General features: G+C 59.0%; 28 protein-coding genes. 11 read left to right on the top strand and 17 right to left on the bottom strand.

Going from position 1 to position 24939, the window contains the following annotated elements; translation table 11 throughout:
- The first annotated feature begins 17 nt into the window (after window positions 1–17).
- On the top strand, window positions 18–683 hold the full coding sequence (locus SLH49_RS03760; RefSeq protein WP_320267826.1) for a hypothetical protein: 666 nt from the start codon (window positions 18–20) through the stop codon (window positions 681–683).
- 129 nt (window positions 684–812) lie between these two features.
- Window positions 813–1145 (top strand): hypothetical protein, encoded by a 333-nt coding sequence (locus SLH49_RS03755; RefSeq protein WP_320267825.1) that lies wholly within the window; start codon window positions 813–815, stop codon window positions 1143–1145.
- Window positions 1146–1185: 40 nt separating this feature from the next.
- Here the strand turns inward: SLH49_RS03755 and ureG are convergent, their stop codons facing one another.
- From ureG to SLH49_RS03730, 5 genes are read right to left on the bottom strand one after another with little or no spacing between them, the layout of a single operon-like run.
- Window positions 1186–1794: an urease accessory protein UreG gene (gene ureG, locus SLH49_RS03750; RefSeq protein WP_320267824.1), complete on the bottom strand. Its 609-nt coding sequence runs from the start codon at window positions 1792–1794 to the stop codon at window positions 1186–1188.
- Between the two features lie 3 nt (window positions 1795–1797).
- Window positions 1798–2196 (bottom strand): DUF3995 domain-containing protein, encoded by a 399-nt coding sequence (locus SLH49_RS03745; protein ID WP_320267823.1) that lies wholly within the window; start codon window positions 2194–2196, stop codon window positions 1798–1800.
- Window positions 2193–2828 carry an urease accessory protein UreF gene (locus tag SLH49_RS03740; protein WP_320268510.1) on the bottom strand — a complete coding sequence of 212 codons (636 nt, stop codon included), beginning with the start codon at window positions 2826–2828 and terminating at the stop codon, window positions 2193–2195. Before SLH49_RS03740 ends, SLH49_RS03745 begins: the two co-directional genes overlap by 4 nt.
- Window positions 2821–3279: an urease accessory protein UreE gene (locus SLH49_RS03735; RefSeq protein WP_320267822.1), complete on the bottom strand. Its 459-nt coding sequence runs from the start codon at window positions 3277–3279 to the stop codon at window positions 2821–2823. Before SLH49_RS03735 ends, SLH49_RS03740 begins: the two co-directional genes overlap by 8 nt.
- The gene (locus tag SLH49_RS03730) at window positions 3279–3875 is read right to left on the bottom strand and encodes a hypothetical protein (protein WP_320267821.1); all 597 of its coding nucleotides are present in this window, start codon (window positions 3873–3875) and stop codon (window positions 3279–3281) included. The genes SLH49_RS03735 and SLH49_RS03730 overlap by 1 nt, the downstream gene beginning before the upstream one ends.
- An 81-nt stretch (window positions 3876–3956) precedes the next feature.
- On the opposite strand from SLH49_RS03730, the gene SLH49_RS03725 reads away from it, so the two are divergent.
- Window positions 3957–4166 (top strand): hypothetical protein, encoded by a 210-nt coding sequence (locus SLH49_RS03725; protein WP_320267820.1) that lies wholly within the window; start codon window positions 3957–3959, stop codon window positions 4164–4166.
- Window positions 4167–4274: 108 nt separating this feature from the next.
- Here the strand turns inward: SLH49_RS03725 and ureC are convergent, their stop codons facing one another.
- A complete protein-coding gene (gene ureC / locus SLH49_RS03720; protein ID WP_320267819.1) occupies window positions 4275–6035 on the bottom strand; it encodes an urease subunit alpha in 1761 nt (586 codons plus the stop codon).
- A gap of 114 nt (window positions 6036–6149) precedes the next feature.
- Between ureC and SLH49_RS03715 the strand changes: the two genes are divergently transcribed.
- Window positions 6150–6788 (top strand): hypothetical protein, encoded by a 639-nt coding sequence (locus tag SLH49_RS03715; protein ID WP_320267818.1) that lies wholly within the window; start codon window positions 6150–6152, stop codon window positions 6786–6788.
- 234 nt (window positions 6789–7022) lie between these two features.
- Here the strand turns inward: SLH49_RS03715 and SLH49_RS03710 are convergent, their stop codons facing one another.
- The 6 genes from SLH49_RS03710 to SLH49_RS03685 all read right to left on the bottom strand — a co-directional run bounded on the left by SLH49_RS03710 (window position 7023) and on the right by SLH49_RS03685 (window position 13095).
- Entirely contained in the window at window positions 7023–7328 is a 306-nt protein-coding gene (locus SLH49_RS03710) for an urease subunit beta (RefSeq protein WP_320267817.1), read from the bottom strand.
- Window positions 7329–7348: 20 nt separating this feature from the next.
- Entirely contained in the window at window positions 7349–7651 is a 303-nt protein-coding gene (locus SLH49_RS03705; protein ID WP_320238267.1) for an urease subunit gamma, read from the bottom strand.
- A gap of 3 nt (window positions 7652–7654) precedes the next feature.
- Entirely contained in the window at window positions 7655–8563 is a 909-nt protein-coding gene (locus SLH49_RS03700; RefSeq protein WP_320267816.1) for an urease accessory protein UreD, read from the bottom strand.
- A gap of 109 nt (window positions 8564–8672) precedes the next feature.
- Window positions 8673–10961 (bottom strand): glycosyl hydrolase family 28-related protein, encoded by a 2289-nt coding sequence (locus SLH49_RS03695; RefSeq protein ID WP_320267815.1) that lies wholly within the window; start codon window positions 10959–10961, stop codon window positions 8673–8675.
- 100 nt (window positions 10962–11061) lie between these two features.
- A complete protein-coding gene (locus SLH49_RS03690; RefSeq protein ID WP_320267814.1) occupies window positions 11062–11466 on the bottom strand; it encodes a DUF4864 domain-containing protein in 405 nt (134 codons plus the stop codon).
- Window positions 11467–11526: 60 nt separating this feature from the next.
- Complete coding sequence (locus tag SLH49_RS03685; RefSeq protein WP_320267813.1) at window positions 11527–13095, bottom strand: lysine--tRNA ligase; 1569 nt, start codon at window positions 13093–13095, stop codon at window positions 11527–11529.
- A 111-nt stretch (window positions 13096–13206) separates the two neighbouring features.
- Between SLH49_RS03685 and SLH49_RS03680 the strand changes: the two genes are divergently transcribed.
- Window positions 13207–13626, top strand: coding sequence for a tellurite resistance TerB family protein (locus tag SLH49_RS03680; RefSeq protein WP_320238270.1), 420 nt, complete (start codon window positions 13207–13209; stop codon window positions 13624–13626).
- A gap of 22 nt (window positions 13627–13648) precedes the next feature.
- On the opposite strand, the gene dacB is transcribed toward SLH49_RS03680, so the two are convergent.
- Both dacB and SLH49_RS03670 read right to left on the bottom strand, forming a co-directional pair.
- Window positions 13649–15121 (bottom strand): D-alanyl-D-alanine carboxypeptidase/D-alanyl-D-alanine-endopeptidase, encoded by a 1473-nt coding sequence (gene dacB, locus SLH49_RS03675; protein WP_320267812.1) that lies wholly within the window; start codon window positions 15119–15121, stop codon window positions 13649–13651.
- Window positions 15115–15708, bottom strand: a complete 594-nt coding sequence (locus SLH49_RS03670) for a nicotinate-nucleotide adenylyltransferase (protein ID WP_320267811.1) — start codon at window positions 15706–15708, stop codon at window positions 15115–15117. The genes dacB and SLH49_RS03670 overlap by 7 nt, the downstream gene beginning before the upstream one ends.
- A 212-nt stretch (window positions 15709–15920) precedes the next feature.
- Between SLH49_RS03670 and SLH49_RS03665 the strand changes: the two genes are divergently transcribed.
- Window positions 15921–16580, top strand: a complete 660-nt coding sequence (locus tag SLH49_RS03665) for a DUF2306 domain-containing protein (RefSeq protein ID WP_320267810.1) — start codon at window positions 15921–15923, stop codon at window positions 16578–16580.
- On the opposite strand, the gene SLH49_RS03660 is transcribed toward SLH49_RS03665, so the two are convergent.
- Window positions 16541–17137 (bottom strand): hypothetical protein, encoded by a 597-nt coding sequence (locus tag SLH49_RS03660; protein ID WP_320267809.1) that lies wholly within the window; start codon window positions 17135–17137, stop codon window positions 16541–16543. The genes SLH49_RS03665 and SLH49_RS03660 overlap by 40 nt on opposite strands.
- Before the next feature lie 56 nt (window positions 17138–17193).
- On the opposite strand from SLH49_RS03660, the gene SLH49_RS03655 reads away from it, so the two are divergent.
- The 4 genes from SLH49_RS03655 to SLH49_RS03640 are packed head-to-tail and all read left to right on the top strand — an operon-like array spanning window position 17194 to window position 20229.
- Window positions 17194–18126 (top strand): aldo/keto reductase, encoded by a 933-nt coding sequence (locus SLH49_RS03655; protein ID WP_320267808.1) that lies wholly within the window; start codon window positions 17194–17196, stop codon window positions 18124–18126.
- Window positions 18123–19193, top strand: coding sequence for an FAD-dependent oxidoreductase (locus SLH49_RS03650; RefSeq protein ID WP_320267807.1), 1071 nt, complete (start codon window positions 18123–18125; stop codon window positions 19191–19193). The genes SLH49_RS03655 and SLH49_RS03650 overlap by 4 nt, the downstream gene beginning before the upstream one ends.
- Complete coding sequence (locus SLH49_RS03645) at window positions 19190–19894, top strand: GNAT family protein (RefSeq protein WP_320267806.1); 705 nt, start codon at window positions 19190–19192, stop codon at window positions 19892–19894. Before SLH49_RS03650 ends, SLH49_RS03645 begins: the two co-directional genes overlap by 4 nt.
- A gap of 29 nt (window positions 19895–19923) precedes the next feature.
- Complete coding sequence (locus SLH49_RS03640) at window positions 19924–20229, top strand: hypothetical protein (RefSeq protein WP_320267805.1); 306 nt, start codon at window positions 19924–19926, stop codon at window positions 20227–20229.
- A 4-nt stretch (window positions 20230–20233) separates the two neighbouring features.
- Here SLH49_RS03640 and SLH49_RS03635 read toward each other — a convergent pair whose 3' ends face one another.
- Entirely contained in the window at window positions 20234–22726 is a 2493-nt protein-coding gene (locus SLH49_RS03635) for an FAD-dependent oxidoreductase (protein WP_320267804.1), read from the bottom strand.
- A gap of 172 nt (window positions 22727–22898) precedes the next feature.
- Between SLH49_RS03635 and SLH49_RS03630 the strand changes: the two genes are divergently transcribed.
- Window positions 22899–23555: a hypothetical protein gene (locus SLH49_RS03630; RefSeq protein ID WP_320267803.1), complete on the top strand. Its 657-nt coding sequence runs from the start codon at window positions 22899–22901 to the stop codon at window positions 23553–23555.
- Between the two features lie 63 nt (window positions 23556–23618).
- Here SLH49_RS03630 and SLH49_RS03625 read toward each other — a convergent pair whose 3' ends face one another.
- Window positions 23619–24833: a hypothetical protein gene (locus SLH49_RS03625; protein WP_320267802.1), complete on the bottom strand. Its 1215-nt coding sequence runs from the start codon at window positions 24831–24833 to the stop codon at window positions 23619–23621.
- Window positions 24834–24939: the final 106 nt, after the last annotated feature.

The following is a 24939-nucleotide window of genomic DNA, read 5'->3' as shown; positions in this document are numbered from 1 at the left end:
AAGAAAGCGGGCAAAACATGCGGTTGCTGGTCGCTGTCATATGTCTATTGGTTACGCCACAAGCGGCCGTCTCCGGTGCCTGGGCGCGGGAGGAAGGGCAGTTTTTTCTGTCAAGCGGTGGCAACTTTCTGTTGTCTGATGGTGCGCAATTGCCTGTGCATTATGACCCGACGCTTTATCTGGAATATGGGCTGACGGACATCTTGACCATCGGCGTGGACTACCACACCGCCGATCAGGGGCGTATCGATACCGGCTTTGTCTTCGCACGCTTTCCACTGGGCGAGACGACGGGGGCCACACGCTATGCTGCCAGTATCGGCTTTGGTGCGCGGGTAGACGAATTCAATCCGCGCGAAAATCTTGTGCAGGGTGGCCTGTTCTGGGGGCGTGGCTATAGCGCGGGTTGGTTTGCCGTGGATTTCACCGCCACCCACGGCGATCTGAGCGAAAACTTCCGCGCGAAGGCCGACTTTACTTGGGGACATAACCTGTCGGATCGCTGGACCACGTCACTGCAATTGCAGACCGGTGAAGGGTTCAGCGGCGATACCTACGCCAAGATCAACCCGGCAATCATCATGACATTGACCCAGAACCACCGCATTAGCCTCGGCGCTGTACGGGCACTGACAGGGGATGAAGGCAGCGCGTTGAAGTTAAACGTGTGGTCGACGTTTTAGAGGGAGGTTTGGGCAAATTTCGAACTCACGATCCTAAGACGGCTGAGCAGACGAAGCTGACTTTGACAAAGCTGCCGGCGTGGCGGTAGCAAGGCTGCCACATAATTTGACCCAAGGCTTGACCACAGAATGGCGAAATTTGAAGTTCGATTAATGTTTGAATGGGGAGGACCTTGTCTTTGGGGCATGAACGACGCGGCGAAATCCGCTTTTGGTGGCTATGCAGGTTTAGAGAATACCTTACCGTTGTCCGAAGACATAAAGGCAAAACTGTTTGAACTAATAGAAATTCACGATGGAGCGTTAGACTGGGCAAATCCCGGTGGACCCAGCCTCTGGTCTAAGCAGGAATTTGACAAGTTCGAGACTGAAGCACGCAGCATTTTGGAAGTAATTCAAACGGAATTAGATGACCGCTTTCTGGTTTGGTACGAGCCAGTAGGTAAGGCAGAGGAACGGTAGTATTGGGCTTAGACCCGCCGTCAGAGACATGTCTTGCCAGCTATAGCCCGCCAATCTGCTGCAAAAGATCACTCACCTGATCGATCCCGTCGCCGTGCCGGAGGCTCGCGAAGACCACCGGCAGATCGCCGCGCATACGGGCGGCGTCACAGGCCATGACGTCGAGTGATGCGCCCACATGGGGGGCAAGATCGGTTTTGTTGATAACGAGTATGTCCGAGCGCGTGATGGCAGGGCCGCCCTTGCGCGGAATCTCTTCTCCAGCAGCAACATCAATCACATAGACCGTAACGTCGGCGAGTTCGGGGCTGAAGGTGGCCGAAAGGTTGTCGCCGCCGCTTTCGATCAGGATCAGGTCTAGATCATCGTGCCGTTCGCGCATCTTGGCCACCGCGGCGAGGTTGATCGAGGCATCCTCGCGAATAGCCGTATGCGGGCACCCCCCGGTCTCAACGCCCATCACCCGATCAGCGGGCAGGATCTGCATGCGCATCAGCGCCTCGGCATCTTCCTGTGTGTAGATGTCGTTGGTGATGACCCCAAGGCTGATCTGGTCTTTCAGCTTGCTTGCCAGTGCCGCTGTCAGCGTGGTTTTGCCTGCGCCAACCGGTCCACCAATCCCCACGCGCAACGGTCCATTGGGTGACATTCATCATCCTCCTAGCAATACGGTCAAAAGCCCTGCCGCAATCACAAGGCACAAGGGCGCGTAGTATTTGCGGTCATTCGCGGCGAATGGCTGTTCCGGCGTCATCATGCGCCAAAACTTGGTATATGCAATCGCGCCACGCAGCAGAAACACCGCAAAAGCGCCCCAGAGGATGATTTGCAACAGCAGCACGCGCGGCAGCCAAAGTGCCGCGATAATCACCAGAAGTGCGGCGACAACCAGAAAGCACGGGATCGCGCCGGGCATGCGGGTCACCCCCTTCGCGCCGACGACGGTGCGCGCGAGTTCCTCCTCATCGCGGATCGGCACCCAGATTTGCAGGCCCCATAGCGCATGGATTACCGCGATCAGGCCGAGGATGAGTGTCAGAAGGACCGTCATGACCGGAAGATCCGGGAGTATTGCGCGTGGTGCTGCATTGACGCAGTGTCGACGGCAAAAGTTGCGGTGCCGATATCGTCCAGCGTTGCCTGCATGGCGTCCGCCGCAATCCGGTTGATGAGCGGCGCAAGACCGCGCAAAATCCTCTGGCCCTCAGTTTGGCCGAGCGGCAAAAGCCGCTGGGCGCATTGGATCAGATTGTTAACAAAGGCTTGCAGCCAGACCCGCACGGTGGGGGCAAGCGGCAATCCGGCGAGTGCGGTCGCGCGGCCCACCGCCACAGGATAGGCCATATCGGGCAAATCAAAGCCCCAGACCGCGCGGGTTGTCGCGGCGAAGGCGGCGCCCTGCTCCAGCGTTTCCATCCGCCTTTCGCGTGACGGGGCGAGGGCTGCGGCAAGGTCGGCGACGGGCGTGACATCTTCGGCCTCATATGCCGCGCAAAGCAGGATCGCGTCAGAGCGTCCGGCACCGTGGCTCAGCACATCCTCAAGCCATGCGGTCAGGTCTGCTGCCCGCTCAACATCACCGCGCCCGACGGCGCGCTCCAAACCATGTGACCAAGCAAAGGCCCCGACCGGATATGAAGGTGACAACCATTGGGTCAGCGTCAGCAGGGCCGCGTCATCCATGGGAATGCGAGTGACTATGGTCATGGCCCATCGTGCGCCCATGACCATAGGCGCCGCCCTCCGGCGTGAATGGCCCATCGATATCGGTGACGGTCGCACCAAGTTGCTCCAGCATCGCGCGCATCACCTTTTCGCGCTGCACGATCAACGCGTCGGGCTCCACGGCACAAGGCGCATGCCGGTTGCCGATATGCCAGGCGAGGCGGACCAGATCGCCCGTCACCCGCATCAGAGGCTCATCCGCAGCCTTCACCACCACGTGACGCCCGTCATCCAGTACAAAGGCATGGCCCGCATCGACGGAAGCGGTGTGCGGCAAATCGACGAGGAATGCCTCCCCCGAATCCGTGGTCAGCCGTTTGCGGCGCAGAAGTCGCGCATCATAGGTGAGCGATACGGATGCATCCTGACTTGGCGCCGTTGACAGGATGCTATGCGCCGTGGTGGTCATCACTCGTCACCCATCACCGCAAATTCAGTATAGTCAAATACGTCCGGCGGTGCGCCATCATCTGTAGCGTAGGACACAAGCAGCCCCAATCCCAGCGCGGGCAAATAATGGATTTCCTCAAAATAGCTATAACCATCGCCCTGATAGGTCAGCTCACCAGGGATCATGTCATAGGTGCAGTCTGTATAAGTGACCTTGGTCAGCGCGCCCCAGCGATGCGTCTGCTCTTCCTGAAAAAAACCATCGGAGTCTCGCATCGCAACCTTCACCTGCCAATCCGTGTCCGGTTTCGGGATCGGCATCTTTTCGGCGCTCATCGGATAAGCGGATGTGATGCGCGAGGTTGGTACGATCTGCCCATCCTCAAGGTCGGAAAGTTCGACCACATAAACGCCCTGCCCCAGGATATTGCGGGCCGTATAGCCATCTTCGTAACGCGCGATCAGTTCGACAAGGCCGGGGCTGAGATCACGATATTCCTCTACCGACCCGTCGCTGAGCGTGGCGCGTATGCCCGTCGCCCGATCCGCCCCGGTCGGGCAATCGGCAATGGCAGTGCTGGCGAACAGGCACGTGCAAATGGTACGCAGCATCATCGTAACGGATCCCCCGGCTAAAGCACTTCGGATCAGATTACGCGAGCATGGCCCCGATGCAATGGCGAAGGCTTAGCCGTCGTGACGAAAGAGTTGCTCAGCAACCTGAGCGCGAGTCAGGCCCTTGGACGCGAGTTCCGCATCGCTGGTGTGATTAAGCGCCTCGACAGCGGCATAGCGCGGGCTTTGGATGATCAGAGCGGCAAATGCGCGGCCAATCTTCTCTGCGGTTTCCGCAAGAAAATCACGGTAAAAATTCAGCGTTGTTTTGATGTGTTGTGCCACTTTTGAGCCCCTTGAATGCGTGTCCGTTGTCTCTTGTCTTGCAGTTAAGACACGTCCGCAGGTCCAGCAATATGGGCTTCGGCAAACCCACTATGCGCGGACTGCATCGCTCTTTCAGAACAAGAAATACCGCTGCGCCATGGGCAGTTCTTCAGCGGGCTGGCAGGTCAGCAATTCGCCGTCGGCGCGGACCTCGTAAGTCTCGGGGTTCACCTCAACCGCGGGCATGGCGTCGTTCAACTTCAGGTCCGCCTTACCGATACCGCGCGTGTTGACGACGGGCAGCGTTTTCTTGGCGAGGCCCAGGCTGTCGCCAAGCCCGGCATCCTGCGCGGCCGCGCTGACAAAGGTCACGGCAGAGTTCTCGACAGACCGCCCATAGGCACCGAACATCGGCCTTGTGTAGACCGGCTGCGGCGTGGGGATGGACGCGTTGGGGTCACCCATCTGCGCACAGACAATCGTGCCACCCATCAGTACCATTTCGGGCTTCACACCGAAGAAGGCAGGGTTCCACAGGCAGAGATCGGCGCGCTTACCCTCTTCGACCGATCCGACATGAGCGCTGATCCCATGGGCGATGGCGGGGTTGATCGTGTATTTCGCGATGTAGCGGCGGACACGCAGATTGTCGTTGTCGCCGGTTTCTTCGGACAGCGCGCCGCGCTGCTTTTTCATCTTATCGGCGGTCTGCCAGGTGCGGATGATCACCTCACCGACACGGCCCATCGCCTGACTGTCGGACGCGATGATGCTGAAGGCACCCATGTCGTGCAGGATATCCTCTGCCGCGATGGTCTCGCGCCGGATGCGGCTTTCGGCAAAGGCCACGTCTTCGGGGATGGATTTGTCCAGATGGTGGCAGACCATCAGCATATCCAGATGCTCATCAACCGTGTTGACCGTAAAGGGCCGTGTCGGGTTGGTTGAGGACGGCAGCACATGGGCCTCACCGCAGATCTTGATAATGTCCGGGGCATGGCCGCCACCCGCACCCTCGGTGTGGAAGGCGTGGATCGTGCGGCCTTTCATGGCGGCCACTGTATTCTCAACGAACCCACTTTCGTTCAGTGTGTCGGTGTGGATCATCACCTGCACATCCATCGCGTCCGCGACGCTCAGGCAATTGTCGATGGCCGCAGGGGTCGTCCCCCAGTCTTCGTGCAGTTTCAGACAGCATGCGCCGGCTTGCACCTGTTCTTCCAGCGCTGCGGGCAAGGACGCGTTACCCTTGCCTGCAAAGGCGAGGTTCATCGGAAAGGCATCCGCCGCCTGCAACATGCGCCCGATATGCCAGGGGCCGGGGGTGCAGGTGGTGGCCAGTGTACCATGGGCGGGGCCGGTGCCGCCGCCGATCATCGTGGTCAGGCCCGAATGCAGCGCATCCTCGATCTGTTGCGGGCAGATGAAGTGGATATGGCTGTCGATCCCACCCGCCGTCAGGATCCGCCCTTCACCCGCAATCGCCTCGGTCCCCGGGCCGATGATGATGTCGACGCCCGGCTGTGTATCTGGGTTCCCGGCCTTGCCGATCTTCACGATCTGCCCGTCTTTCAGACCCACATCCGCTTTGATGATTCCAGTCCAATCCACGATCAGCGCATTGGTGATAACGGTGTCCACCGCCCCTTCAGCGCGCGTAGCCTGGCTTTGCCCCATCCCGTCGCGGATCACCTTGCCACCACCGAACTTGACCTCTTCGCCATAGGCGAGCGCATTGGTGCCACTGCCACCGGTGAGCGCCATGCCCGCGTTCTCAGCGGTCAGATCCCGCTCAACTTCAATAATCAGGTCGGTATCAGCGAGCCTGACACGATCCCCCACGGTGGGGCCAAACATTGCGGCATAATCAGCGCGAGCGATCGTGGCAGGCATTTATGTCTCCGGATTGTTCATGTTTTGGCGGGGGCCTTGTCGCCGTCCCAGGGGGTATCAGGCACTGTCACCGTTTTGGATGTTTTGGGCGCGGTTGCAGTTTTTGGGACGGGAGTGGACTTTGCCGCAGTTGTTGTTTTTGCCGCCGGGATTTTGGTTGCAGGCGCCTTTGCGGTTGCCGTTTTGGCCGCAGCAGGTTTGGCCGCCGCAGGTTTGGCTGTGGCAGCCTTCGGTTTTGCTTCCGGCTTCGGCGCCGCGATCTTGACAGCGGGAGCTTTGGCAGGAGCGGTTTTTGCTGCGGCAGCTTTCGGCGTCGCCGCAGTAGTGGTCTTGGCGGCAGGGGCGGTCGCGGTTTTGGCGGCGACCGCCTTTGGTGCCTTTGTCTTTGGTGCGGTCTTCTTTGGCGCTGCCGCTTTTTCAGCTGTTGTCTTGGCCGCAGGCGCTTTCGTCGCAGCCTTTGCTGGCGTCTTCGCCGCCGGTGTTGCCTTTGGCGCAGGCTTGGTCGCAGGGGCCTTGGCCGTCACGGGTGCCTTCTCAGGGGTCGCTTTTGCGGCTGCAGGTGTCTTTGGCGCCGGCTTAGCGAAAGGTTCCGCCTTTTCGGCCGTTGGTTTCGACGCCGGTTTGACGAGCGCCGGTTTCGCTGGTGTCGCCTTCTTGGCAACTGGCTTGGGCTTAGGAGCAGTCTTGGCCGGAGCACCCGATTTTGGGGCCGTTTTGGCTGCGACAGGCTTGGCGGGTGAGCCGTTCCAATAGGGTGTCATCATCGCGCGTTGTGCGGCGTAGGTCTGATCGATCATGACATCGGCCAAGCGCATCTGCTGAGTGATCACAGCGCTGACAGTGTGCATGGCTTCGGCGGAAATTGTGAGTGTGAATGCGGGTGTCATCAGTGTCCTCGTTCCATAGACATTGCTGTTGCCGCTATCATATCAGGTTTCTTTCCGCAGCGCAGCATCTTTCTGCAACGCAGCAATTGCGATGCAATGCTCACAACGCCCCCATGACCTTGCCATTGAAGCCAAAGACATTCCCCGCGCCAGACAGCGGGATCAGCGTCACCTCGCGTCGTTGCCCCGGCTCGAACCGAACGGCCGTGCCCGCGGCGATGTCCAACCGTTTGCCATGCGCCGCAACGCGGTCAAAATCCAACGCCACGTTCGTCTCCGCAAAATGAAAATGCGAGCCTACCTGCACGGGCCGGTCACCGGTGTTGGCAACTTCAAGCACTGTCGGCTCGGCGCCCGCATTCAGGGTCAGTGTTCCCTCGGCCACCATGATTTCACCTGGTTTCATCTGGTCGCTCCTCTCATCGCTCAGCGGATCGGGTTGTGCACGGTTACCAGCTTCGTGCCATCGGGGAATGTCGCCTCAACCTGAACCTCGTGGATCATTTCGGCAATACCATCCATCACCTCATCACGCGTGATCACTTGTGCCCCTGCCTCCATCATGTCCGCCACCGACCGGCCATCCCGTGCTCCTTCCACCACCGCATCAGTGATCAGCGCAATCGCCTCCGGGTAATTGAGCTTCACGCCCCGCGCCAGCCGCTTGCGCGCCACCTCTGCGGCCATCGCGATCAGTAGTTTGTCTTTTTCACGCGGGGTCAGTTGCATGGGCTAGAGTCTCCAGACACGGGGGATCGGGGCAGATGACAATGCCTCGACAATAGGGATCAATTGGCGGCGTAAGTCAAAGCCGTCTTGCGCCAAAAGCCGGATCAGCAGAAGATCCTCATCAATCAGGCTGGCGCCGCTCCGGTCCGACAACTCAAAACTGTCGACAAAGGCGGCGGCTTGTGCGCCGGCGAACAAAACCGTGGCCATAGCCCCGGCACCCGCACCAATGGCAGTTCGTTTCATGAGTTGATCTGCATCGCCAGTCAGACGGATCGCGTCGGCAAAGATCAGGCGCTCGTCGCGCCACACGCGCCACTGATCTGTCAGATGCAGCTTGCGCACCCGCTCGCCCATCGCGACACGACCGAAGATCATCGGCTCAACGATCAGCGCAGCGGCATTCCCGTCAAGATGGACGCTGAGCCTCCGGTCCAGAGCTGCATGATCGAAAAAAATGGTCTCTTGCGGCAGCCAATCTATCCGCGCACCGGCGTCAAGATTTAGCGTCAACTCAGAGCGCGCAATCTCGCCGGGCTGCGCGCGATAGGCGCGTTCGGCGGCCTGCGATGAGAGGACGATATGCGCATCCGCCTGCGCATGGGCCGCGATCTGCATGTGGTCCCCGCCGGTCAGCCCGCCAGCCGTATTCAGAAAAACCGCCTGCAACGCGCGACCGCGGATTTTTGGAAAAAGCGCTTTTAGCGACCCTTCCTGACGAAGATTGCCGATGACGGTGTCAGACCCGCGCCTTTTGACGCTGAGGTACAAAGCGCCCCGCGCGCGGGGGGCGAGGGGGACGGCTTCTTGGCTTTCTATCTGCGCAGCGTAGGTAATCAGTCTGGTCCGGCGCGGTGGTCTTACCGCAAAGCTGCCAAGAAACTGGGCATGATGACCAGCAAAGCAGCCCAAAAAACGCCTTCAGCCGCGCCAAGACGCTTGATTTGCACAAAATGCAGGCAAATCGAACGCAACAAAAAAGGGCATCCAAAAGGACGCCCTTTTCGCGACGATGCTCGCGCTATTCGGTGATATCCATGCGCACCTGATAGCGTACGCGGCCCTTGACCGCCGCACTCCAGTTCAGATCGACAGATTGCAGATCCGCCCCCTGCTCCCCTTCCGCCCAGGGCAAATCGTGAATGCGGGCATCGGCGGTATTGGTGATTGCACCCTCCGGCATCACGCTATCCACAAACTTTGCGTATCCGCCAAAGGGCAGCGCAGAGCCTGTGTCCATCACCCAAGTTGTCGCCTCGGTCGCCTGCTCGTGAGTCAATACAACCGGGTTCGACACCGGCTCATTCACATTGTGGAACGTGTTTGCGGTGAATTGGAAATCGCGCGTGCGGTTGAAATCCAGATCGGCAAAGGTGGTATCCACATGTTCTACCCGGTCAATCCGCCCGTTAAGCGACCGGAAAACATTGCCGACAACCGCAAACCCGTTGATGAAATGACCGGGGCCGTAAGGCTTGATCACGATGAAGTTGAACCAGTCCGCGACATCATTGGTCGTGAACATATTGCCCGTGATCGTCAGCCCGCCAAACGAGAACTGATTGCCCAGGGCCGGTTCGCTGGAATGCTCGTTCGTCCATTCAATAAAGTTGTTGTCGCAATAGTTCCCGGTAAAGATGCTTTTGGGATTGAGCAGCGTGATGATGATGCCGCCGAGCCGCAAGCCGTTAACCTCGTCATCGCCGTGAAACCAGTGATTACCCGTGATCAGATTGCCAGAGCCTGCAAGAACACAGAAATGCTTGAACTTGCTGGTGCGGTTGTCGCGGATCTTGACGTCATTTGCGTTGGCATTGAACGCAACGCTGACCCGGTCAACGACCGGCACCGACTGCTCGTCCGAGATCAGGTTGCACCGGTCCAACATCATGCCCTGACACCCTCGGCCCGGTGACGTGATGCCACGGTCCTTGGGGCGGTTGATGAAACAGTCGCGCACATGGAAGGTAAAGCCATCCGGCGCCATCATGATGCAGCTGGCAATGCCGCGCCCCTGAAACTCGATATCGTCGAGAATGAACTGGCTGAACTTGGTGTAGCCGGAGAAATCCAGCATGTATTTGAAACGCCGAAAGGTGAATTCCTGCGTTCCTGCCGCATCGAAAAGCGGGCGGCTTAGACGTACCGTTTGCGCAGAGACGTCAATGTCCTCAACATAAACCTCACGCCCGACACCGTTGCCTTCGACCAGTGAGCCGATGGCGATACTGGCGACATTGACCACGTTGGTCAGACGATTGTCGTCCGACGTCGAATAAGTTGCCTGCGATGTCACGACATCGGTGTCCCAGGCCGCGCCTTCCTCTGGCTGGAAATGGCCGTTGCGGATCACGCGCCGTGTCTCAAACCGGTCGCGCGATGGATCGCAGGCCTGCATATCAACAGGCTCCGTCAAAAGGATCCGCCGCCCGTTCAGATCAAGCGATTCATGATCGGCAAAGTTGATCAGCGCCTGATACGCCTTCTTGAAGGCCAGTTCCTCGTTCTTGAAGGCGGCGAAATAGCTGTCGTAGTTAAACTCCCGCTGCAGGATAAAGCGGAATTCCTGCGCCTGAACGATCCGCCCCTCGAACCGCACCACACTTTCCATAGTGACGTTCTGGCCAATCAGGTAATCACCGGCGGGCACGATGACCGTTCGCCCATTGGCTGCAGCATCAGCCGCCTCAAACGCGGCACTGTCGTCAGTCGTACCATCCCCCTTCGCGCCGTAGTCCCGAACGTCCACAAGGCCGATCAGATCGCGCGTGAAGACGGATGTGACATCCGTGATTTCAATATCATCGATCCGCACCAGCCCACCGGTCGGCCCGGTCAGGTCCAGCCCCAGATGGCCGTAATTCGCCCCGGTCCAGACCATATCGACGCCGGTACGGTCGGCGGTGGCGATAATCGCGCTGACCTCGACCACCTCGCCATAGGTTGTCAATTGCACCGATGGTCCGAACTCTGGCAGTGCTGTGGCCTGCGCACCGCCGGCAAGCCCAGCCCAGCCAGAGATGCGCACCGCCGGCAACGCACCCGCGACCGCCTTAACCCGTGCTTTCACCTGCAAATAGCAGCCCGGCAGGATGGGCGTTTCGCCCATGTACCGGACCCGCGTTACCGGATCGGTTTTCAGCACCTCCAATGCGCCGCCAAAATCCTGATCGGCGGCTACAAATACGCCCGAACCGCTGACGGCGTAGGTGTCCGACCCCGGCGTGCCATCGCCGCTCGACCAAATGCTCAGGCCCGCCGCAAAGGGCAATGGATTGAATACAATACCGTCAGTGATCGCCTTGTTCATGAAAATACCCTCTTGGCAGCCAGCGGGCGCAACACGCGCCGTTCAGCCGAGAGGGGTAGCGGACAGGTCTAAAGGGCGGCTGATACCACCGTCACGGTGGTCAGGCACCAACATCCGGCGGCGGCAGAAGCTGGACACCATTTATCTGCCAGCCTTCGGAGGTCTCAACCATCTGATAATCCAGCACATGCAGCCCACCAGCCGCATCGCGGATCATGATTTTCTGCCACAGACGCCCAGACACTTCGCGAAGTTCCAGAAACCGCACATCCGCATTGTCCCAAACCATCGGATAGCCTTGCTGGACCATCATGCCGAAATTGCCGGGATTGCCAAAAAGCCGTTTGATATTAGGGCTGGCATATTGCCAGGCAGCAGCGACATCACGGTCATTGAACGCCTGCAACTGGCTGCCGATAACACCTTCAATGGCATCCGCATCCTGCGCCATGGCCGGTGTAACAAGCAGCCAAAGGCCTGTAAAAAAGGCAAAAATCCGTCTCATCGCGCCATCCCTTTCTTATCCATACAAGATGGATACGCGCAAGGTGCCCGATCAGTTCTCTTATTCCGCCAGCTTGCCTTCGATCAAGGCAACAGTCTCATCGATCCCGTAAAGGGCGATGAACCCACCAAAGCGCGGACCCTGGCTCGCACCCAGCAGCACCTCATAGAGCGCGGTAAACCATGCGCGCAAAGGCTCGAACCCATGCTCTTTGCCCACTGCAAAGACCATGGATTGCAGCTCTTCGGCATCCAATCCGCCGTCCCAAGCCTTCAGGCGTGAGACGAGATCTTCCATCGCAGCCCGCTCCTGATCGGTCGGCGCGCGGTAAACCTTCGTCGGCTTCACAAAGTCGTTGTAATACTGCACCGCAAATCCGGCGGCTTGGTCCATTTGCGGATTCTTCTCGGCCGAGGCATTCGGCGCATAGCGCTGAATGAAAGCCCACAGCGTTTCCTTGTCCTCGGCCCCAGATACCGAAGCGAGGTTCAACAGCATCGCGAACGGCACAACCATGTCTGAGGCAGGCACGTTGTGCCCGTGAATGTGGAAAACCGGGTTGTTCATCCGCCCCGCCGCATCCTGATCAGCATAAGCGCGCAGTTGTTGGTGGTACTCATCAACTGCCTTAGGGATCACGTCAAAATGCATCCGCTTGGCGGTTTTGGGCTTGAGGAACATGAAATAGCTCAGGCTCTCTGTTGCCGCGTAGGACAGCCATTCATCAATCGAAATCCCGTTGCCTGATGATTTCGAAATCTTCTGCCCCTTCTCATCAAGGAACAATTCATAGGAGAAATGGTTCGGCTTCCGCCCACCCAAAATCTCGCAAATCCGATCATAAATCGCGGTGTTGGTGGCGTGTTCCTTGCCATACATCTCAAAATCAACGTCAAGCGCCGCCCAGCGCGCGCCGAAATCCGGCTTCCACTGCAACTTCACATTGCCGCCGGTGACCGGCAGCGTCCATTCGCGCCCTTCGGGGTCGTCAAAGGTGATCTCACCCTTCGCGCCATCGACATGCTTCATCGGGGCATAAAGTACCCGGCCCGTTTCAGGATGAATGGGCAGGAAGATCGAATAAGTCTCCTGCCGCTCTTCCCGCAACGACTTGAGCATGACGGCCATGACGTCGTCATAGCGCTCAGCCGCGCGTAGGAGGACCGGATCGAACTTCCCGGATTTGTAAAACTCGCGCGCCGAATAGAAATCATACTCAAACCCGAACGTATCGAGGAACCGGCGCAGCATCGCGTTGTTATGATGCCCAAAGCTCTCATGTGTGCCGAATGGATCAGGCACGCTCGTCAGCGGCTTCTGGATATGCTCAGCCAGCATCTCTTGCTGCGGTACATTGCCGGGCACTTTGCGCATGCCGTCAAGATCGTCGGAAAAGCAGATCAGCTTTGTCGGAATGTCCGACACGACCTCAAATGCGCGCCGGATCATCGTCGTCCGCAGCACCTCACCAAACGTCCCGATATGTGGCAAGCCGGATGGGCCATAGCCCGTCTCAAACAGCACATAGCCCTTCTCGGGCGGCGCCTTTTCATAGCGTTTGAGCAACGCGCGGGCCTCAACAAAGGGCCAGGCCTTTGACGTCATCGCCGCGTCGCGCAAATTGCTCATGATCTTTCTCGCATCCTCGTTGTCACCACCCTGGCGACAACACCGCGCACTCCCTATTGCGAGAGGCGCCAAGCGTCAATAAATGATGGGACAACGCAAAGGATGAACGCCATGCTCGAAGACGCCCCAATGACCGCGCAAGACGCACTTGCCGCCCTGATGATCGCAACATCTGCGTCTGATGAGAATATCCGCACCGCCGAGCTGGTGAAAATGAGCAACGCGATCAATAACTTACCGGTCTTCGCAGGCTATGATCCGGAGCGGCTTCCGCGTATGTCAAAAATGGTGTTTGACCTGCTCGAGCAGGTTGACGGGCTAGAGGCGCTTTTTGGCCTGATCCGCGATGCCCTGCCAGAGCAGCTTTATGAGACGGCCTATGCGCTATCATGTGACGTAGCAGCGGCGGATGGGCGCATCGCAGGGCAAGAGGCGCGAATGCTCGAAGAAATCCGCGATGAGCTGGAGCTCGACCGCCTGCATGCCGCTGCCATCGAACGCGGCGCGCGCGCGAGGCACATGACACTGTAGTACGACAAAACGGTCCCGCGCTCTATCCGGCGCGCAGAGCCCAATGGCGTAGGATGCGGTTCTGCAACGACCGGGCCGCGTTGTTCCATGACCGTGATCCGGGTGGGTTTTCACTGCCCAAGAGCTTACCCCGTTCACGTGCATCAAGGTCCGCCGCGAAATAGGCAAACGCGTATTCGCGGCCTTTCGCACTGCGCAGATACCCCGCAAGGCCCGTGACAAAGTTCAACGTGCCCGTTTTGGCGCGGATCAGGGCCGTTTCGTTAGGGATGCGCTGGCGATTGTCATCGACAAGCGGGAGTGTCCGCAGGATCGGATGCAATGTGGTAGCCACATCTTTGGCCAGAAGAAACCGGACCATATCCCCCGCCGTGACCCGCGACAGATCACCCAAACCCGAATGGTCAACAAACTCCGGGGCGATACCCCCGACCCGATCAGTCGCCCAGCGGGCCATGCCCAAGGCAGATGTCCGCAGCCCACGATTTTCGCCGGCGCGTGCGGCAGTGGCGGCCAACCCCGCCGCCTCTGCCGTGATATTCGTAGAGAACCGCAACATCCCCCGCATCAGTTGCGTCATCGGCACCCCCTGATGCGTGGTCAGCACATGCGCATTTGGTAACTCCGCAATGCTTCTTGCACGTTTCAGCACAATCCCGTGGCTGCGTGCGAAGGTCGCAAAAACCTCTGCGCAGTAAAGCGCAGGATGCCGCACTGGCAGCCAACGCGACCCACCGTTGTTCAGTGCCCGCCGGGCGACAGTCCATTGATCGACATCGCCCACATCGCGATAGGTAAAGACCGGGCTCGCGCGGTCGACGATATTGATCCGGGCAGAGGTTACGGCTGGCCTGAAGTTTTCACTCCGCGCATCCATGGTGGTTGCGAAATCGCTGCCCTCTTTCTTCCATTCAAAATGCACGCGATTGAAGTTCAGGTTCAACCCAGTGACCGTCGGGTTATAGCCAACATAATCGTCTTGCCCCGCGTCAATCTCGGCCAGATTGGTGAGCGCCTCATCCCAGACGAGGAAATCGCCGCGCACCTCGTGCAGCCCGGTTTCTTTCAAGCCGGTCGCCAGCTCGGCCAGCTGGTCCGTAACCAGATTTGGGTCACCGCCACCCGCAAGGATCAAATCACCTTCCAGAATACCGTCGATCACTGGGCCGGTGCCCAGCAACCGGGTTTCAAAGCGATGCGTCGGCCCAAGTGTTTCCAGCGCATAGAGCGCGGTGAAGGCCTTGGTGACACTCGCCGGTGGCTGGGCAAGATCGGGCAGCACCGCCTCAACGATCTCACCTGTCGCAGCATCGGCAATCGCAAATCCGACCTTCCCCGCCAGACCCGAGCGCATGATCATCTGCCGCACGGCGTTCTCACCCGCCGCGCGTGCCACTGGGCGCATCGAGGTCAGCGGCGCCTCAGCCATCGCACCGGTTGCAAGGCTGCATGCAGCGCCCGCCAAAAATCCACGTCTGGAGACTGGTTTCACCATTCGCCACGCGCCCTGATTGCTGAGGATGATTGATGAGACATCGGCAGGTTCACAAAAGACCAGGCAGGAGCTTGCATGCAGCCCAGAATATGGCTCGCCCGACCGGGCAGCCGGGCGTCGGCATACATGCGAGCGGCTTTTGAAAGCCGGGCAGCAATTCTGTCGCCCGGGCGCGCCATCACCCCCACCGGCACCGTTTCAATGATCCAGCGCCAATTTTGCCAGCGGTGAAACTGCGCCAGATTGTCGGCACCCATCAACCACACGAACCGCACGCCGGGGTACCGCGCGCGCAGGGCCGCCAGAGTCTCGGCCGTAAAGCGTGTGCGCAAATGCGCCTCGACATCCGTCACCCGCACCCGTGGATGGCGCATCATCGCGCGCGCCGCCTGCATCCGGTCCTTCAGCGGGGCGGGACCAACTGATTTCAGAGGATTGCCCGGCGAAACGAGCCACCAGATATGATCAAGTCCAAACCGCTTCAGCGCGGATAGCGTGATATGCACATGACCCGCATGGGGCGGATCAAACGACCCGCCAAGCAGCCCGATCACCTGACCCGGCTTTGCGACAGGGCCGATGCTCATCGGCGATGCAGCCGCATCAGAGGGCGTCGGGTCAGGAATGTCATGCGTCTCCCCTTGGGTCGGCGGGTCATTGATTTACAACGCTAATTGGGCTTTTGGGCAAGACGATGTCAATTGGCAGAGACGTGATTTGGTGCCCCGTGACGGTGACGCATCAGTGATCGGCGTCTGACGGCTTGACCCTGCAATGATTGGATGCAGATGGTGTGGTCATGACCCGCAGCACCCTGTTTCACACAATCCTTTGTATTGTTCTCGCGCTGCTCGTGCTTCCATTTGGCTTTTATGCGCTTGATTTTGGGCAAGGCGGGCTGCGCGATGCCCTGCCCGAGCCGCATTACCTAATGTCCGACAACTTAACCGCAAATCTGGGCATCTTCGTCCACATGATCGCGGGTGCTCTTGTCACCTGTCTCGTGCCATTTCAACTAGTTAGGCCGCTACGCAACCGCTTCCTCGGCCTGCATCGGTGGTCGGGGCGTGTGATTGGAAGTGCAGCGATCCTCACAGCCATCGGCAGCCTGATTTACATTCCCCTCCGTGGGACAATCGGCGGCTGGCCCATGGATGCAGGGTTCACACTTTATGGCGCGCTGACACTGATCGCAGCACTTCAGACGATCCGCTTTGCCCGCGCTCGCCAGTTTGCCCGACACCGGAACTGGGCGCTTCGATTTTTCTGGCTCGCCATCGGCTCCTGGCTTTACCGGGTCCATTACGGGCTTTGGTATCTCGCAACCGACGGGCTGTGGTCCAACCCTGATTTTACCGGCGCTTTCGACCTGGTCCAGAACGTCGCCTTCTATCTGCCCTATCTGATCGGGGTCGAGATCTACTTGGCGCGCAAACGGTACCGGGTCGCAGTCAGCTGATCCGAAACTGCACTGGTTTTGCTATCGATGAACCCGCGATCCCGCATATGCGTCCGGATCAGCGTATCGCCCACTTCAGCAACCTTACCCTTGCGATAAACCATCCAGATGTGTCGGTCCGGATGGGCCAGCGCGAGGTCGGCTGCCTCCTCCAGATCGGGCGGGGTCATGACGATCGCCAGAAGAATGGGCGCCGCGTCGACCGCTGACACCGTGGCACCCGCCAAAGCCTCTGCCAAAGGCGCGTCATCAACCGCGCCCAGCACGAAGGCCGGTTTTTCCGCGCTCACACCCAGTTTCTCGGCCAAAGTCGGCGGCTTCTTCAGCAAGGCCTTTTGCCAAAGACCCGCATCCTTTGCCGAAAACTCCATGAACAATTCCGACCCCGGCGTGAGGACTCGGACACCATCATCGCGCAGAACAACGTCGCGAATATCCCCACGCAGGATATCAACGCGTATCTCACCCCGCAGGCTCAGCATCTTGCTGTCAAGATGCAGTTTCGCCTCGGCAATCTCGCCTTGCCAGTGGCATACGGCGACGGCTTCGCGGCCCATTCAACCTCTCCCGATGATGTCTTTTCATCGTAACACACCCATGCCACTGTGCCGCAATGACTAATCTGACGACACGCAATGGCGCCCCTCTCTCCCGCTTGACTTTCGGTACGATGCAATTTGGCGGCACCGCTGATGCGGTCGAAAGCGAGGCGATGTATGATGCCGCCCGCGCGGCTGGGATCAACCATTTCGACACGGCCGTGGGCTATACCGGGGGTGCGGCCGAGACGATCCTGGGCAAGCTGATCAAAGATCATCGCGACGATATCTATCTGGCCACCAAAGTGGGGTATGTCGGCGGCGCATCGCGTGAAAACATCACCAAGCATTTCGACACCTGCCGCAAACAATTGGATCAAGACACGGTCGACTTGCTTTATATGCACCGGTTCGACGATGAGACACCTCTTGAAGAAACCTTCAGCACCCTAGCAGAACTACAATCCACCGGTGCCATCCGCCATATCGGGGTATCAAACTATGCGGCTTGGCAAGTCATGAAGGCACAAGCCGTCGCCCAATCGCTTGGCACGCAAATCGATGCAATGCAGCCGATGTACAGCCTCGTGAAACGCCAGACTGAGGTTGAGATCTTCCCAATGGCGCAGGATCAGGGCATCACAATCATCCCGTACTCGCCCCTTGGCGGTGGCCTGCTCACCGGCAAATACGCGAAAGGTGGCACCGGACGGTTGACCGACGATGCGCGCTACAAGGCGCGTTATGGGCAATCGTGGATGCATGAAACCGCAACGGCATTGGCCGCACTCAGCGATGATATCGGCATTGATCCCGCGACGCTTGCCGTCAGATGGGTGCTGGCACATCCGGCCCGCCCTTTGCCAATTATCTCGGCCCGATCCGTGGTTCAGCTTCAGCCGTCTCTCGCAGCCAGCGATGCGGAGTTGCCGCCAGACTTATACGCACAGATCACCGCGCTCAGCACCGCACCCGCACCGGCCACCGACCGCCTTGAGGAGGGATGATCGACTTTCTGATCATTGGCGGCGGGATTGCGGGCGTCTCGGCTGCGGCGCGCCTGTCCGAACTTGGAAGCGTGACACTTCTTGAGGCAGAAGATGAGCTCGCCTATCACGCCTCGGGCCGGTCTGCCGCACTTTTTGAGGAGAACTACGGCAAGCCATCAACCGTCGCGCTGAACCAGGCCAGCCGGGACTATCATAAAAGCGCCGACGTGCTGCATCCCCGCGGCCTTCTCCTTGTCGGTTCGCCCGCCAATGCAGAGTTCTTTGCCGAAGATCAGGCGATGATGAAGCTCGACCCTATTACTATGGCCCAGGCCAAGGCACTGATCCCGACACTCGATACGGAAAAAATCGACCGCGCCGCCTATGACGCGGATGCCTGGGATATCGATACCGATAAGCTCATCCAAAGCTTCGCTCGCCGCGCCCGCGCCAGCGGGGCGACGATTGCCACGAAACAACCTGTTCAAGAGATCATACGCACCAACTCCGGCTGGACCGTCACCACTGCGCAGGGGAGCTACACGACCAAAAACATCATAAACGCCGCCGGCGCCTGGGTCGATCAGATTGCCGAAATGGCGGGCATTGCGCCCCTTGGCTTTACGCCGTTGCGCCGGTCAATGGCGCGGATCCCCGCGCCAGACGGCATGACGGTCGACAAATGGCCGATGCTGTTTGGCCCCGGCGAAGACTGGTACGCGAAGCCCGACGCTGGCGCCCTGATCGTCTCCCCTGCCGACGAAGACCCGGTTGCGCCGCACGACGCCTATGCTGAGGACCTGACGCTGGCCGAAGGGCTTGATCGCTACGCGGCCCATGTAACAACGCCAGTCACCCGCCTCCTAAGTTCATGGGCCGGACTAAGGACATTCGCCCCGGATCGGACACTTGTGCTTGGCCCGGACCCAAAAGAGCCCAGTTTCATCTGGTGCGCGGGCCAGGGCGGTTACGGCATGCAATCAAGCCCCGGCGCCAGCGAGCTTCTTGCCGACCTCATCGCCGGGCGGCCTTCCGCACTGGACAACATTACAATCGCCGCGCTGTCTCCGGCACGTTTCGCATGACACGCGTCAACGAACTAGGCCAACCCATCGGCGCGCCGGTCCCCGATTGGACCGGGTGCGCACCCATCCCGCACACCCCAATGCGGGGACGAACCTGCGATGTGGTTCCCCTTTCCCTCTCTCACGCCGCAGACTTACATGCGGCCTTCAGCGCGGAAACCACCGGCGCGCTTTGGACCTATATGCCAACTGGTCCATTTGCATCAGAAGCCGACTACGCCGCATGGGTGAACCGTGCCTGCACCAGCACCGACCCGCTGTTCTTTGCCATCATCGATACGGCCACCGACAAACCCGTGGGCGTCGCCAGTTACCTGCGCATGCAGCCTGAACACGGCGTAGCTGAGGTTGGCTACATCACGTTCTCTCCAGCACTGCAGCGCACGCCCATGGCGACCGACGCGATGTATCTGATGATGAAACGCGTTTTTGATGAATTGGGCTACAGACGCTACGAATGGAAATGCGATGCTCTGAATGCGCCATCGCGGCGCGCGGCAGAGCGTTTGGGCTTCACCTATGACGGATTGTTTCGGCAGGCACTCGTCTATAAGGGTCGCAATCGGGACACGGCGTGGTTCTCGATCCTTGATCAGGACTGGCCACGTATCAAAGCTGCATTGGAAAGCTGGCTGACCCTGACCAATTTTGACGAGACGGGGCACCAGAAGCGGACGCTGCAGTCATTCATGGCAAAGTGAGCTCTGGCCGCATCATCAAGGTTGGCAAAATGCGCGAGAAACAACGCGACAAGCAGCGCCGCAGGTTCGACCGACAATTCGAGAGACTTGGGCGCTATCTGCCTGGTGTCGCAAAGCTACGCTCGCCCGGATGGATAGCGGGCCGCATTGTTGTCGCCCTTTTGCTGATTATCGGTGGCACTTTGGGCATGCTGCCGGTCTTGGGTTTCTGGATGATCCCGCTTGGCCTCTTGCTTCTCGCCATTGATATCCCGGCACTTCAGGCGCCATTGTCGGCGGTCATCATCGGCAGTCGACGCCGCCTGACTTTGCTGCGCCGCAAGTGGCGTGGTTAGATGGTTAACCGTCGACCCTGATCCTTGCATTTTGCGGATCGTACGGGCTGTCTTCGACAATCTGTGCATCCCACAGCTGGTCGAGCATTTTCACCTTCAGTTTTGTGCCCACAATCGCAAGATCGGGCGTGACATAACCCATCCCAATCGACTTACCGAAGGCGACAGAGTATCCCCCTGACGTCAGCCGCCCGACGCGCGTCTCACCGTGGTACAGCGCTTCACGCCCCCAGGGATCAGCATCGTCCGGTCCATCAATCAACAGCGTCACGCATTGCGACCGGATACCCTTGGCCTCCATCTCGGCCTTACCATGGAAGTCCTTGGAGAGGTCGACGAAACGCGGCAAATCCGCCTCCAGCGGGGTCGCGTCGCGACCCAGTTCAGTCCCGAACGCGCGATAGGATTTCTCTTGTCGCAGCCAGTTCTGCGCCCGTGCGCCGACGAGTTTCATGCCGTGCTTCTCGCCCGCCTTTTCCAGCAGATCGAAAAGGTAATTCTGCATCTCAATCGGGTGATGCAATTCCCAGCCAAGTTCCCCGGTATAAGCCACGCGGATCGTACGCACCGGGCACATACCCAATTCAATATTGCGCATCGATAGCCATGGGAAGCGCTTGTTGGAGAGCGCCGTCGCCGGGTCGGCATCCTTGATCACCTCGGCCAGTACGTCCCGCGATTTCGGCCCGGCAATGGCGAAGACACCCCATTTGGTCGTCACATCCTCTTCGTTGATGCGGCCAAACTCCGGCTCTTTCTCCATGATGGCTTTGTAAAGGTAATCCTCGTCATAGGCGTGCCATGCCCCGGCAGAGACCAGATAGTAGTCATCCTCCGCCACCCGCACGATGGTATATTCAGTCCGCGTCGTGCCCGCCGCCGTCAGCGCATAGGTCAGGTTGATGCGCCCCACTTTGGGCAACTTGTTGGTTGTGAACCAATCGAGGAACGCCGTCGCCCCCGGCCCGCTGATCCGGTGTTTGGCAAAGGCCGTCGCATCAATCAGGCCCACGCCCTCGCGGATCGCCTTCGCCTCGTCCACGGCATATTGCCACCAGCCGCCGCGTCGGAACGACCGGCTTTCTTCATCATTGAACCCCTCGGGCGCATAGTAATTCGGACGCTCCCAACCGTTCACCTGCCCGAACTGCGCGCCCCTTGCCTCCTGCCGGTCATAGGCGGGCGACGTCCGCAACGGCCGACAGGCAGGCCGCTCCTCATCCGGGTGGTGCAGGATATAGACGTGGTCGTAGCATTCCTCGTTCTTGCGGGCCGCATATTCCGTCGTCATCCAGTCGCCGTAGCGCTTGGGATCAAGGCTCGCCATGTCGATCTCCGCCTCGCCCTCGACCATCATCTGGGCGAGGTAATAACCCGTGCCGCCGGCAGCGGTGATGCCAAAAGAGAACCCTTCCGCCAGCCACATATTCGTCAGCCCCGGCGCTGGCCCGACCAACGGGTTGCCGTCCGGGGTGTAGCAAATCGGCCCGTTGAAGTCGTCCTTCAGCCCGCTTTCCTCACAAGACGGGATGCGGTGGATCATCGCCATATACTGCTCCTCAATCCGCTCCAGATCGAGCGGGAAGAGGTCCGCGCGGAAACTGTCCGGCACACCATATTCAAAACAGGCGGGCGCGCCCTTCTCATAGACACCCAGAATCCAGCCACCGCGTTCCTCGCGCACATAAGACTGTGCGTCTGCATCACGCACCACGGGGTGTTCGACATTGCCCTCGGCGCGGAAGGCCTCAAGCGCGGGGTCCTTGTCCATCACGATGAACTGGTGCTCAACCGGGATCGCGGGGATCTTGATCCCCAGCTTCTTCGCCGTCGTTTGCGCGTGGTTGCCGCTGGCGGTCACCACATGTTCCGCCGTAATCACGATCTGCTCATCCGAGGGCACCAGATTGCCGCCCTTCTCGACCATCTTGGTGCAGGTCACGTCCCACGCGTCACCATTCCAGTGAAACGCATCCGCCTGCCACTTACGCTCAATCATCACACCGCGCTGGCGGGCACCCTTGGCCATCGCTTGCGTCACATCGGCGGGGTTAATGTAGCCATCCGTGTGGTGATAAAGCGCGCCTTTCAGATCCTCGGTGCGGATCAGCGGCCATTTCGCCTTGATCTCATCCGGGGTCATCCAGACATAAGGCACATCGCAGGTCTCGGCGGTCGAGGCATAGAGCATATACTCATCCATCCGCGCCTGCGTCTGGGCCATGCGTAGGTTACCGACGACAGCAAAACCGGCATTCAGACCGGTCTCTTCCTCCAAGGTTTTGTAGAAATCGACCGAGTATTTGTGGATATGGGTGGTGGCATAGGACATGTTGAAGAGCGGCAAGAGACCCGCCGCATGCCAGGTCGATCCGGATGTCAGTTCATCCCGCTCCAGAAGCATCACATCGTCCCAGCCTGCCTTGGCCAGGTGATAGGCAATCGACGTGCCGACGGCGCCGCCACCGACGACCAATGCTTTCACTTGGGTTTTCATACACGACTCCCTTCACTTGCCTGCGCATAATCTGCGCGAAAGCCGGGCGAAGCGACAGAACCAGCCGACCTCTCAGCGTCCGATTGCGACAGCCGGAGCACCCGGTCAGGGTTTCCCCACTGGACCTTACGTCAACACCCATGCTTTTCTGAGCATATTCAGGAGAGTGATTATGATGAAGTTTCCCATTGAAGATGCGGCCAAACTGGCCGAAGCAAGCTATTCCGCGCACCGGATCACATCGCCCAAAGTCGTCCATTCCTGTGGGCATCAGGACGTGCAAGCCCACGTACTGGAAGGTGATATCCTGCTTTTGCCCGGATCAAATTCGGTCCGCGATTATCTGCGCTACAACCTGCGCCCCCTGCGGTTTGGCCAACAACAATTCCGCATGAGCGATGACAAGACCGAAAAAGGGCATTCCGGCACAACCTGGCATCAGGGGTTTCTGGCCTATTCTGTGGTCGTCTTCGAATGGCTCAAGACACTGAATATCCGACCGAAATACGTGATCGGACATTCGCTTGGCGCCGCTGCCACGCAAATCCTGTCAAAAAGCTATGGCGCACCCGGTATCGGTTTCGCTGCACCGCGCCCCAAATTCGCGAAGGGGCCTGTGAAGCACCACGAAAAATGCCTGCTGATCAACCGCGTTGACGATGTGGTGCCGAAACTGCCTGGCACGTTCAATCATATGGGCCGCGTTAGAGAGCTTGCGCCAACACAGCAAAGACCGTTCCCAGCCCATTCAATGAAGCATTACCGGGAAATCGTTGAAGTTGGCCAAGACAAGGCACTTCTGCCAAAGCACTGGGCGGGCGGAGCCTAATCAAACCCTAGATTGCTGCATATCTTGGCGCTCAGACCACCAACGACGCGGCTTACCAGGGTTTTAGTTGCTGCCTACGGTACAGCGCCGCACGCCATTCTCTAGCACGCAGGTCGCTGCGTTCCGCAAACCGGCGGTCGGCACGACACCCGATTGCACGACCTGTGCAGGCACGGAGCCGGCTGCTGGGCCTTCTGGCAAACGTTTTGCCAGCGCAAGTACTTCGGCTGCAACATCGTACTGCCCGGCCAGATACTCATTCAGATCTGCCTGGGTACTGCCAACCTCAGCGATTGTAGAGAGCACGTGAAACTCGTGACCACTCCATGCGCGCCCGCTATTGCTAAGAATACGCGCATAGTAGCGGGCTGTACTTGTCTGCGACCCATCTTCAAGGACTTCAAGCAGCGCATAAGGCAATGTATCGATGCGCGGATACCGGATTTGTAGTTCCTCAAAAGACGTGATCTGACCGTCTCGGATTTGCGCCAACGCCTCGCCCCAAGGTGCGTCAAAACTCTGCCCGGACGCGAGTAATTCCAGTGCGCGATATGCAGGGGTTGGTCGGGGTGGTACATCCGACAATGGCAGTGCATCACGCGTCAACACCCCCGCAGAAGCCATGACGCGCGTATCGGGCGTCGGCAACCGCTCATTCAAAAATGCAATATCAACTCGATCAAGGATCGCGACCAAAGCTGCGTCACTGCTGTTGGTCAAAACGGCCACTTCCATGACTTCATCGATCGTCTTGTCGCCAATTGTCATGGTGAAGTAACGGTAGTTGACCGGCCGCGGTGCTGGCATCCCTTCAACAATCGACTCGCGCGGATGCACGATCAGCGGCAATCCTGCCACTGTCGCAAACACGGTGTCGGGATCAAGCGTCTCTTCGGGCGTTCCATAGCCCAGACGGTCTGCCAAAGACACGCGCTTTGGTTCATGCGGTCCACGCTCCAAGCGCAGCGCCAGCATCTCATTGTCACGCTGGAACGTTTTTACGGCGCCTTCTTTCAAGCCGCCGGTGGGGATGTCAAAGCTGTTGAGAATAGTCGCAGTTGTCCCAATGGCTGCTGCTGGATCATCATCACTTCCCGTGATAGCAGCGCCATCGGCAAGCTGGTAAGGACGAACAGTCCAGCCGTCAGGCGGATCAATCTGCATCTCTGCAAGGCTGTTAGACGCAACATAGTGATCAAGCCCAGCCTTGAACACGTAAACAACGCCGACGGCAAAGACCACAATCAGCAAACCGTACAAAGGCAGCAAGATACGCATCAGGTCACGGATCCCTATATGGAAGATGCGCAGCGCACATCACACTTTCATCAGGAGTTATACGAAGCTACCGGGAAACGGATCACCAAAACCTTAACACTGGTCA

The sequence above is a fragment of the Cognatiyoonia sp. IB215446 genome (assembly GCF_033963825.1).
In the GTDB taxonomy this organism is placed as follows: Bacteria; Pseudomonadota; Alphaproteobacteria; order Rhodobacterales; family Rhodobacteraceae; genus Yoonia.
Note: the sequence above shows the minus strand (reverse complement) of the source record. Positions and strands in the feature narration are given on the sequence as shown.

Bases quoted from the DNA above. Each gene is read 5' to 3' on its own strand.
- SLH49_RS03655 (WP_320267808.1), top strand. From the start codon at position 17,194: ATGACTAATCTGACGACACGCAATGGCGCCCCTCTCTCCCGCTTGACT.
- SLH49_RS03650 (WP_320267807.1), top strand. From the start codon at position 18,123: ATGATCGACTTTCTGATCATTGGCGGCGGGATTGCGGGCGTCTCGGCT.
- dacB (WP_320267812.1), bottom strand. From the start codon at position 15,121: ATGGTGAAACCAGTCTCCAGACGTGGATTTTTGGCGGGCGCTGCATGC.
- SLH49_RS03635 (WP_320267804.1), bottom strand. From the start codon at position 22,726: ATGAAAACCCAAGTGAAAGCATTGGTCGTCGGTGGCGGCGCCGTCGGC.
- SLH49_RS03690 (WP_320267814.1), bottom strand. From the start codon at position 11,466: ATGAGACGGATTTTTGCCTTTTTTACAGGCCTTTGGCTGCTTGTTACA.
- SLH49_RS03740 (WP_320268510.1), bottom strand. From the start codon at position 2,828: ATGGATGACGCGGCCCTGCTGACGCTGACCCAATGGTTGTCACCTTCA.
- SLH49_RS03640 (WP_320267805.1), top strand. From the start codon at position 19,924: ATGCGCGAGAAACAACGCGACAAGCAGCGCCGCAGGTTCGACCGACAA.
- SLH49_RS03710 (WP_320267817.1), bottom strand. From the start codon at position 7,328: ATGAAACCAGGTGAAATCATGGTGGCCGAGGGAACACTGACCCTGAAT.
- SLH49_RS03625 (WP_320267802.1), bottom strand. From the start codon at position 24,833: ATGCGTATCTTGCTGCCTTTGTACGGTTTGCTGATTGTGGTCTTTGCC.
- SLH49_RS03660 (WP_320267809.1), bottom strand. From the start codon at position 17,137: ATGGGCCGCGAAGCCGTCGCCGTATGCCACTGGCAAGGCGAGATTGCC.
- ureG (WP_320267824.1), bottom strand. From the start codon at position 1,794: ATGTCACCCAATGGACCGTTGCGCGTGGGGATTGGTGGACCGGTTGGC.
- SLH49_RS03630 (WP_320267803.1), top strand. From the start codon at position 22,899: ATGATGAAGTTTCCCATTGAAGATGCGGCCAAACTGGCCGAAGCAAGC.
- SLH49_RS03735 (WP_320267822.1), bottom strand. From the start codon at position 3,279: ATGACCACCACGGCGCATAGCATCCTGTCAACGGCGCCAAGTCAGGAT.
- SLH49_RS03745 (WP_320267823.1), bottom strand. From the start codon at position 2,196: ATGACGGTCCTTCTGACACTCATCCTCGGCCTGATCGCGGTAATCCAT.
- SLH49_RS03680 (WP_320238270.1), top strand. From the start codon at position 13,207: ATGCTCGAAGACGCCCCAATGACCGCGCAAGACGCACTTGCCGCCCTG.
- ureC (WP_320267819.1), bottom strand. From the start codon at position 6,035: ATGCCTGCCACGATCGCTCGCGCTGATTATGCCGCAATGTTTGGCCCC.
- SLH49_RS03685 (WP_320267813.1), bottom strand. From the start codon at position 13,095: ATGAGCAATTTGCGCGACGCGGCGATGACGTCAAAGGCCTGGCCCTTT.
- SLH49_RS03755 (WP_320267825.1), top strand. From the start codon at position 813: ATGGCGAAATTTGAAGTTCGATTAATGTTTGAATGGGGAGGACCTTGT.
- SLH49_RS03670 (WP_320267811.1), bottom strand. From the start codon at position 15,708: ATGAGCATCGGCCCTGTCGCAAAGCCGGGTCAGGTGATCGGGCTGCTT.
- SLH49_RS03730 (WP_320267821.1), bottom strand. From the start codon at position 3,875: ATGATGCTGCGTACCATTTGCACGTGCCTGTTCGCCAGCACTGCCATT.
- SLH49_RS03645 (WP_320267806.1), top strand. From the start codon at position 19,190: ATGACACGCGTCAACGAACTAGGCCAACCCATCGGCGCGCCGGTCCCC.
- SLH49_RS03695 (WP_320267815.1), bottom strand. From the start codon at position 10,961: ATGAACAAGGCGATCACTGACGGTATTGTATTCAATCCATTGCCCTTT.
- SLH49_RS03705 (WP_320238267.1), bottom strand. From the start codon at position 7,651: ATGCAACTGACCCCGCGTGAAAAAGACAAACTACTGATCGCGATGGCC.
- SLH49_RS03665 (WP_320267810.1), top strand. From the start codon at position 15,921: ATGACCCGCAGCACCCTGTTTCACACAATCCTTTGTATTGTTCTCGCG.
- SLH49_RS03760 (WP_320267826.1), top strand. From the start codon at position 18: ATGCGGTTGCTGGTCGCTGTCATATGTCTATTGGTTACGCCACAAGCG.